Origin of the sequence: Clostridium sp., assembly GCF_051656525.1 — a bacterium.
In the GTDB taxonomy this organism is placed as follows: Bacteria; Bacillota; Clostridia; order Clostridiales; family Clostridiaceae; genus Clostridium.
On the sequence record NZ_JBOGCC010000338.1, the window covers coordinates 1 to 9,771 of the forward strand.

At 23.1% G+C, this 9,771-nt stretch carries 8 protein-coding genes; all 8 read right to left on the minus strand.

Annotated features, from left to right (window positions below; genetic code table 11):
- Positions 1–258: hypothetical protein (locus ACRDDY_RS16790; protein ID WP_438566086.1), on the minus strand; the 258-nt coding region annotated here is incomplete at its 3' end.
- A 17-nt stretch (positions 259–275) separates the two neighbouring features.
- Entirely contained in the window at positions 276–623 is a 348-nt protein-coding gene (locus ACRDDY_RS16795; protein ID WP_438566087.1) for a hypothetical protein, read from the minus strand.
- An 11-nt stretch (positions 624–634) separates the two neighbouring features.
- Positions 635–5,209, minus strand: a complete 4,575-nt coding sequence (gene essC, locus ACRDDY_RS16800; RefSeq protein ID WP_438566088.1) for a type VII secretion protein EssC — start codon at positions 5,207–5,209, stop codon at positions 635–637.
- Positions 5,210–5,225: 16 nt separating this feature from the next.
- Complete coding sequence (locus ACRDDY_RS16805) at positions 5,226–5,471, minus strand: EsaB/YukD family protein (protein WP_438566089.1); 246 nt, start codon at positions 5,469–5,471, stop codon at positions 5,226–5,228.
- 37 nt (positions 5,472–5,508) lie between these two features.
- Positions 5,509–6,582, minus strand: coding sequence for a hypothetical protein (locus ACRDDY_RS16810; RefSeq protein WP_438566090.1), 1,074 nt, complete (start codon positions 6,580–6,582; stop codon positions 5,509–5,511).
- Between the two features lie 5 nt (positions 6,583–6,587).
- Positions 6,588–7,586 (minus strand): FHA domain-containing protein, encoded by a 999-nt coding sequence (locus ACRDDY_RS16815; protein WP_438566091.1) that lies wholly within the window; start codon positions 7,584–7,586, stop codon positions 6,588–6,590.
- Positions 7,587–7,617: 31 nt separating this feature from the next.
- Complete coding sequence (locus ACRDDY_RS16820) at positions 7,618–8,928, minus strand: DUF6382 domain-containing protein (protein ID WP_438566092.1); 1,311 nt, start codon at positions 8,926–8,928, stop codon at positions 7,618–7,620.
- A 320-nt stretch (positions 8,929–9,248) separates the two neighbouring features.
- Positions 9,249–9,771 (minus strand): phosphotransferase (locus ACRDDY_RS16825; RefSeq protein WP_438566093.1); only part of this gene is annotated, 523 nt, incomplete at its 5' end.

Below are 9,771 nucleotides of genomic sequence, written 5' to 3' on the forward strand. Positions count from 1 at the left end.
ATCTATAAATGCTGTTTCCACATATTTTATATCCTTAACTATCTTATCCATATTTTCTAATATATCTTTTAAATTTTTATTTATATCATTTGTATTTGAAGAAAAATTACTTCCTCCAGAACCTAACCAGACATTTGTCGCTGTTTTATTTAAATTACTAATCATATTTTTTTTATTGATTATTGTAGTTTTAGAACCACTTATTACTTTATTTATATCCATAAAAAAATCTTTGCCATACTTTATTTCATCACTCAATTGATTTTTTCTCCTTTCTATTTTTTATTTTTTGCTTCTTCCGCCTTTTTTTCAGTTGCTATTTTTTTATCAGAATCTGAAATTTTATTATTAATAGTTCTTATCATTCCATCAATTTCTTTTAATATAGACTCTATTTGAGTTTCATTATATTTATGATATCCCTTTGATTTTTCTAAATATTGAACTTCTCTATTTCCATCTATTGCCCCTTGTATATTTTTCAATAATCTTTTTTTATCATTTTCAACATAATTACTATAAGTTTTAACTGTGTTTATTGTTTTCCTCATTTGATTTGCTATACTTAAATCTTTTTTTAATTTATTTTTTTCATTAATTAAATTATTAATTTTTTGAGACATATTTTCCCCCCCTAATTTTTAGGAATCTTTATCCTATCAAAGTAATTTTTATTTACAAAATATCCATCTCCTTTTTTTAATTCTTTCTCTGTTACTCCATATCTTATTTGAATATCAAAAAAACGTTGTCGCTCTACATAATTTAGCAATATCCCTACTTGATTCTCTTTCATCACTTTTACAAAATCTATTGAATAAGCATAATCATTAAACTGTTCTTCTATTCCTGCTGCTATAAAACTTATTTTACAATTACTAAACTCTTTAATAATTTTATTTATAATATCAGAATATTCATATTCTGCTTCTATTTTATTTCCAAATTCACCTATATTGTCTATTATTAAAATTAGTTCATCAAATTCCTTTAAAATAAACTCCTCTTCTTCACCAAGTTCTAATCTTTCATTAATTATATTGCTTCTTCTTTCACATTCTATTTCTATATATTCAAAAATTTCTTTATAATTTTCATCGTCATTTGCATAGAATAATATATTTTTTTTAGTCTTCATCGATTTTAATCCTGAAGAATAGCTATCAAAAATTATAAATTTACTATTCTTATTTATTACTTCTGAAATTTCAATTATATTTTTTAATATATTTGTTTTTCCACTTTTACTCTCTCCAACTATTGCAAAGGTTAAGCTTCTACTTAATTTAAAATATCTGTTTTCTAATTTATCTGAACTAAATCCACAAGGAACAATAACTGAATTAAATTCATTAGATTCTTTAATTTCTTCTAATATTTCATCTAACAAAATAACTTCCGGCATTAATGGTATTAATTTAGCCTTTTCTCCTTTATAATTAGTTTCTACATTATTAATTAGCTCTTTTATTTCTTTTATTCTATCTACCTCTTCTTCAGTAGTTCCTGGTAACGCTACTTGCATTTCATTTATTTCATTATGTTCAACTAAAACTCTTCCCTTTATTGGAGATAAACTCAATCCAACTTTATTAAATAAATTTGCATACTCACTATTATCTATACAGGTAAACGTAGCTTTCATTTTAAAATTACCTATCATTCTAAAACTTACATCATTATATGAGTTTCCTGATATAATTAAACTTATTCCTAAAGTAGCTCCCTCCCTTGCAAAAAATATAAAATCATCTTCATATTGTTCATATAATTCTCGTAAAGCTACAAAGTTATCTATTATTATAATTATTTGAGGCAAAAATTTTCCACTAGCAACTCTATAATTGTTTAAATTGCTTGCTCCATAATCTGAAAAGTCTTTTTTTCTTTTTATAATTTCTTTTTTTATCATCTTGATTAAATTTTCTAATTTTTCTTCATCATCACTTAAAACTACTCCACCAACATGAACTGATTTTTCAAAAATTTTTAAAGTCCTTGTTCCAAAATCTAAAATATATAAATTAACATCTTTAGGTGAATAATTTAAAGTAAGTGATAAAATTAATGTTTGTAATAATATTGTTTTTCCATAGCCAGGTGCACCGATTATCACTAAATTACCATCCTCTGTAAAATTAAATTTATAAGGAAATTTCTTCTGCATTTCTGGACTATCGAATATTCCTACTACAGCTTCTATAGTTACTTTTAATGACTCTTTATTATTATAAAAATAATCTTCTTCTTTTATTAACTCATCTATAAATAAAATCTCCTCAAGTGGAGGTACCCAACAATCATCTATTTTTTTATAACCTTTTGAATAAAATAATTTATTAATATATAAAATAGTATCTTCTAATTGAGTAATATATTTTTTATTCTTTAATGCTTCCTTAGATGAATATAATAATCTTTTTCCACCTTCTACACTTACTTCGGATATTTCTATATCATTTCCTGATAACTCGTCATCTTCATATTTTTTTGCACCACTCCAAGCAGATTGAAACAATTCATAAATTTCATTATTTCCTACTTGAAAATATGCTCTTCCTGGATCTACTATATTAGCTGCATCTGGTTTTTTTAATAACTCATTACTATCGCTAGCATCCTGCACTTTTAAACAAAGTTTAAATTTTGAATTACTCCATATTTGATCATCAACAACTCCACTAGGTTTTTGTGTTGCAAGAATTAAATGAACCCCTAAACTTCTTCCTATTCTAGCTGCTGAAACTAATTCTTGCATAAAATCTGGTTGATTACTTTTCAATTCTGCAAACTCATCTGCAATAATAACTAAATGAGGTAAAGGTTCTAAATTTTTTTCTTTTTCTAATTTTTTATAACCATCAATGTGATTTACATCATTTTTAGAAAACATACTTTGTCTTCTCTTCAATTCACTTTTGATAAGAGCTAATGATCTATTCACTGCATTCCCATCTAAGTTAGTTATGGTGCCTATTAAATGTGGTAAATCCTTAAATAAGTTAGCCATCCCTCCACCTTTATAATCTATCAATATAAAAGAAATATCGTAAGGATGATAATTTATAGCTAATGAAACTATAAAACTTTGTATTATTTCACTTTTTCCAGATCCTGTTGTCCCTGCAACAAGCCCATGAGGTCCATGAACTTTTTCATGTAAATCTAAAACAATTTGCTCTCCTGCCATATTAATACCTAATGGTGCTGCCATAGTTTTAGATACATTGTTAGTTTTCCAATTTTCTAAAACTGGTAAATATCTTGCTGATGTAACACCATATAAATCATATAAGGTTATCATTTTAGGTAATGAACTAGCAGAAAATGTTTCTTTCACATAAACTGGAGCCATCATTCTACTAAATTCCTCGTAATCTTCAATTTCAATATTTTCATAATTAAATTTAGTTATGCTTTCTGCACTTTCAACTTTTCTATATATTCCATTTTTATCATCTAAAATTTCTATAATACTTGTACAATTTTTAGGTGCTACCTGTATACTTTCGTAAAGAAATATAGGGGTATATCCTTTTGTTTCGTTTCTTTCTAAATACAAAGCTATTTGTTCATTTTTTAGAAGTTCTGGATTAGTTATGAAAAATAAGGTATGTTGTGCTTCAGTAATATTTTTTTCTTCTTTCATACTTAATACATCATTAGCTATTTGCAATATTATATGTGCTGAATCTTTTCCTCTTCCAATAAATCTTACCTTTTTATTATCACTCCAAATATGAGGTAACCATCTTATCCAACTCCAATTTTCATCTTCATCTTCATCATATACAAATACTATTTTCACATCTTCATAATGATGATATGTTACAACTTGAATCAATAAATTATATATATATTGAGTTACTAATTCTTTAGTTCCAATTACTGCAATAGCTTCTTCTTTTTTTAAATTTAATGTTATAGGCATATTTTCTATATTTTCATATTTTTCTTTTAATTCTTTAGGTTTTAAAATTAAATCATCATCTGTTTTTCCCCATTTTTCTTTAGGAATTTTTACTTCAAAAGATATATTAACAATCCCTTTACCTAAGTTTATTTCAAGAAAATCTTCGTGTTTTTTATCTTTTTCCCATAATCTAACTTTAAAATCATTTAATATTTTTATAGCTTCTTTTATTTCTGGATATATAATATTACTTATTCTTTTCTGTTCATTGTATAAAGAACTTATTTTAACCTCTTGTTCTTCAATATAATTTATATACTTTTTATTTCTATCAATTTTTTCTTTTTTATGTTGCTTACTTTTTATACTAAACATCATTATAGTAACTAAAATAGTTACAGCAGTACTACCCAAACTAAATATAGCATTTCCTGGCATTAAAAAAACATACATTCCACTCATTGCTATTGTTGAAACTAAAGGTAAAAACATCTCCCAATCTGGTTTAGTTCCTAATGCAGGTGGCTCCACAATTTCTATTAACTCTTTTGGTAAGTTATATCTATATCTAGGACTCCTTATAAATTCTGGATAAACTAAAGCTGATTTTGCTATTGCTGAAATATCTATTTTTAAATTATTAATTTTTATTTTTTCATTATAATTACTAAATAAAATTTTATCTTCCATAAATAAAAATTTATATCCACAAATTATAATAAAATCATTTTTATTTAATAGCCTTGCTCCTTCTACTTTTTTACCATTAACATAAATACTATATCTTGAATTCATATCTACTAATGAATATAAATTATGTTTTTCTCTTTTTAGATAACAATGATTTTTATCAATTAAAAAATCATTTATAAAAATATTATTTTCCTTATTACTACCTATCTTTATGATTTCCTTATTTTCTAAATAGGCTATTTTATCATAGTTTTCTTTTCCACTTACAAAATCTACAAAAAAGTTTATTTTAAATAATTCTATTTTATTAGATTTTAATTTTATTGAAATTTGATCTCCATGCATCATTTTTTTTCTTGAAGTTTTTATTCCATTAATAATACAGTAAAGATTTTCACCCTCTATTATTTCCCAATAATTATTGTTTTTTAATATTTTCAATGATATTTTCATATTTATATCTAAATTAAGTTTTATTTCATTATCTTCCTCTAATCCTATTGTTAATTCTTCACAATCAAAATTATCTATATCAAATTCCTTATAAAAATTTTTATTAAATAAAATTAATACATGTTTTATATCCCTCTTCAGAATTCTCACTCCACTCTACACCAATTTAAATTATTACAATTTTACTTCCAAATCCAATTTTAAAATTTTTCAAAATATCATTTCCTTTTAAAAAGCATGTAGGATTTTCAGTTCTTACATAATAACCACTAACCTCTACCCCTAACTCTTCAAACTTCAGAGTTTTTTTTAAAATTGAACAAAGCTCCTTTACAGATATATTTAATGGAATTTCTAATTCCCATTGATAATCCGTCCTATCTAAATTAACTAAAACTATACCTTTTTCCATTAATTTTCTACCCCTCATTGTTAAATTATTTTTAACTTTAATTGAATATCTTCTCAATTACTTCACTTATAGATATTCCAAAACTATTATGTCCTTGTATATCTTCAATAGAATTAATTTTTCCTTGTAAAAAATCAAAATATTCTATTTTATATAAAACAGTTTTTTTCTCTTTTTTTAATTGACTTGGCAAAATTTCCTCTGTTTCTATATTTTCATATTTATTAATTATAAAATTATATTTATTTAATGATTCCTGTTGTTTTAAAAAATGATCCACTTTTATAGAACTTAATTTATCATTACCTAAAATAGTTGTTACACTATTACTTAAATTAATTATAGAACTATATTTTGTAGAAAAAGTCGCTGATAAATCTATTATTATATAATCAAATTTTCTTAATTCCTTTAAAGATTCTATAAAGTAATTAATATCCTCTGAATTTATTATTTCATAATCTAAAATGCTATTTACTGGTGAAAAATAATAAACTCCATTATTATCTCTTTGCAAATAATTTAATAACTCTTTATTAAGGTCCTTATTTCTATCTTTAGCTAAATACAACAAATCTGACATTGATTTATCATTACATTTAAAAAAAGTTTCCGTACTAGCTAAATCTTCAAAATTTAAATACAATACTTCTTTTGATTTACTTGCCAACTTTAAAAGCATACTTATAGAAATTATAGTTTTCCCTATTCCACCTATAGGTGAATAAACAGTGTTCACTACTGTATTTATAATATTTTCTAAATTTTCTTCATATTCTGGATTATCCTCCATATATATTTTTTTAGTTTCTAAATAAATTTTTCCACCAGATTGAAATTTATATATGCTTCTTCCCTTATTATTTTCTTTAATAGGACTTAAAATTATTATTGTATTTATAAATCTTCTACTAATAATTTTTCCATAAAGAGAACTATCAATTAATAAAATATCTATTACTTCAGAACTAGCTAAATATTGCTCTAAATATTTCTCATCTGTTATAGAAACTATTTTAAATTCATTCATATGATTATTTGTGATATAACTAGTTATTCCTTTTATATATCTTTCATCTTTATCTGCTATTACTAAATTTAATTTTCTCAATAATCTCACTCACCTTTAAATATACATATTACATTACCAAATAAAATTTCATCACCATCTCTTAATATAAAATAATTATTCTTAGATATTCTTTTTCCATTAATATAAGTTCCATTTTTTGAATTTTCATCTAATACATAGTACTTATTATCAAATTTTTTTATAATAGCGTGCACTTTGCTTACCGTTTTTCCTTCTATAGTTATAGTGCAATTTTCTAAACTTCTTCCTATAACATTATTATTTTTCAATTGAAATTCCACTATTTTTTCTCCATCAAAGTAATTCAATATAGCATTTTTTTTTAATTCACTAGCTTTTGAAAAAATTTTTTTTAATTTTTTAAAAAAAAATAGATTTTCAACTTCTCTTTCTTCTTTCTTTTGTTGTTGTTGAACTTTACTAAGTGCTTCTTGTTTTTCTTTTATTTCTCTATCCCTATTTATTTTTTTTAGTTTATTTTTATAATTTTCATTAAATAAATAAACTAATTCCGTAGAAACACTTTTTATAGATTTACTTTTTAAAATAAGTTTCAATCTTTCTACATCATTTTTATTTTCTAAAGCTTCTATTACTTTTAAAGCAATTTCTTCTATATCAGTTTTTTGATTCATTTCTTGCATATCTTTATTTATTGGTAAATATACAAATTTTATCCTCGTGCTTTCAGTGCTACTATCTACATAAATCTTATCTATATCTAATAAAATTTTTCTTATATTTATTGTAGAGTTGCTAATATCTTTTATAAGAATTAAATCCTTTATTATGCTAATAGCCTGTCCTATATTTATTTCATTTTCCAACAATTCACTTAAAGTTATTTTATCCTCAATATTATAAATAAGCTTTGCTTTATTATTAAATTGATTAATTTCAATATATATAAATCCTAATTCATTATTGGTATTTATAAATTCTAATTCTTCCCTGTTAACAACGGATATCTTTTCTAATTCAATTGCTAAAAAATCATTATTAATTTTTTTAAATAGATACAAAATATCCCCTCCATTCACCTTAACTCATCAATTAAATTTCTTTATATATATATTTATTATTAACAAATATAATTTCATCATTATCAGTTAATTGATATGCTTTATTAGCATCTAATCTTTTTCCATTTAAATAAGTTCCATTTTTAGAATTTATATCAATCAAATAATTTTCATTTTTTTCTTTAACTATTTTTGCATGTGTCTTTCCTACTGTTTTTATTGGAATACAAAAATCAACCTCATCCTTAAGACGTCCTATTATGAAATCATTATTTGTAATTTTTATTTTTTCTGCAAATTTATCATCTTTTTTTATTAAATAAAAACTTTTTTCTTCCTCTAATATTTCAGTACAATAATCATTTTCATTAAAATTATTAAATTTAATTTGATTCTCATTAAATCTAAACTTTTCTTCTGTGTTTTTCTCTTTATTGTTATTCTTTTTAATGAAAAGCATAATCAAAACTACTATACTTAATAGACTTCCTATTCCTATAAATAACTTAATCATTGTTGATAATTCATTACTAGTAATGGAAACATAAATTCCAATTATAAGAAATAAAGTTGAAATTACAAATACTATTTTTGATACTTCCAAACTTTTTTTTGTTTTTTTACTTTCAAATACATTTCTTTGCTCTTTTTTTTCTGATTTCAAATGATTATCAGCAACTGTTTTATTTTCAACTATCTTATATTTATTTTGATTATTTTTCTCTAAGTTTTTATTTTTTATTTGTGAATTATAATTCATAGTAGTAGTATCACTTTTTTGAAAAGATAATATAAATTTTTCAAAATTCACTATATTAAAATTATTATTTTCTAAATACTCTAAAGTAGAAACTCCTAATTTATTTGTATCCACCCAATTTTTATTCATAGTAGTTGTTACTAATTCCTTTATTAATTTTTTGAATTCTTTTTCAAAATCTTCGTTTACATTCTCCTCTAAAGGAATGTAAACCATTTTTATTACATTATTTATTGGATTTATATATATTCTATCTATCTCTAATAAGTAATTATCTTGATCTAAAAAATAATTTTCATAACTATTTACTATATTACTAATGCTTTTGATTATATTTATTAATTTTCTTTCATCCATTTCAGTGTTTATAATATATTCTTCTAAAGATTCTAGGTTAACTACTTTATAATTTAATTCTAATTTTGAGTTAAATTGTTTAGCTTCTATTTCAAGAATTCCACACTCTCTATTATTATTTATCATCTCCAATTGATAACTTAATAATTTTTCCTTTTCAGTATTTAAAACTAAATACTTATCATACTTAAATTGTGCTAGATAAATTTTTTCTTTAATACACATAAACTCACCCCTCAATGTAAATTATATCAATTTAAGGTTATTTTTTCCACAATAATTAAAGTTAAAGTTCTATTTTCGACCTCTATTATTTTAATACTTATTTATTCTCCATTTATTTTTTTAATATTTTATAAAAATATTACACTTTAATATAAAAAGAATACCTTAAATTTTAAAAGTTATTTTAATAAAAAAACGGTTCTTTCTCAAGTTAGGGGAATAGCCCAAAGCTGAGTAAGAACCAAAAAACACTCTGTATAGCTTATTTGCTTCTACAGAGTGTTTTGAAACTATCTATAAATTCTCATTAATTTAAATAGTTATAAATATTTTTTTACTATCTCATTCATTTTATCTAAACTTCTTTCTATTTCATAAGCAAGTTTTAACTGATTCCTAGTTCTATCTAAATTTTGATTTTCCCTTTGTACTTTAAAATAAGTATCTCCATTTAAATAATCAGTTAAAAATCTCATTGCAAGTTCTAAAGTTATAACTCTAGCTGAAAATGCTATATTTTCTATTTCATATTGATTTAACGTTTCCTTACTTTCTTCTAATAAGCCCTTGATAAAACTTTCAAAAAGTTTTAAATCAAAATTAACCTTATTTAAATCAAGTTCCTCTTCCTCTGCTGTACTACAACCTGATCTTATAGCATCACCAAAATCATAAAGAGATAATCCTGGCATAACTGTATCTAAATCTATCATACAAACAGCTTTTCCTGTTTCATCATCTATCATTACATTGTTAAACTTAGTATCATTGTGAGTACATCTTAATGGAAGTTCTCCTAATTCAAAAAGATTAACAAGTTTATTTAAATCATCTGCTCTATTC

What these genes read in the sequence shown, in the direction of transcription:
- ACRDDY_RS16795 (WP_438566087.1), bottom strand. Translation starts at nt 623, where the DNA reads ATGTCTCAAAAAATTAATAATTTAATTAATGAAAAAAATAAATTAAAA.
- ACRDDY_RS16805 (WP_438566089.1), bottom strand. Translation starts at nt 5,471, where the DNA reads ATGGAAAAAGGTATAGTTTTAGTTAATTTAGATAGGACGGATTATCAA.
- ACRDDY_RS16820 (WP_438566092.1), bottom strand. Translation starts at nt 8,928, where the DNA reads ATGTGTATTAAAGAAAAAATTTATCTAGCACAATTTAAGTATGATAAG.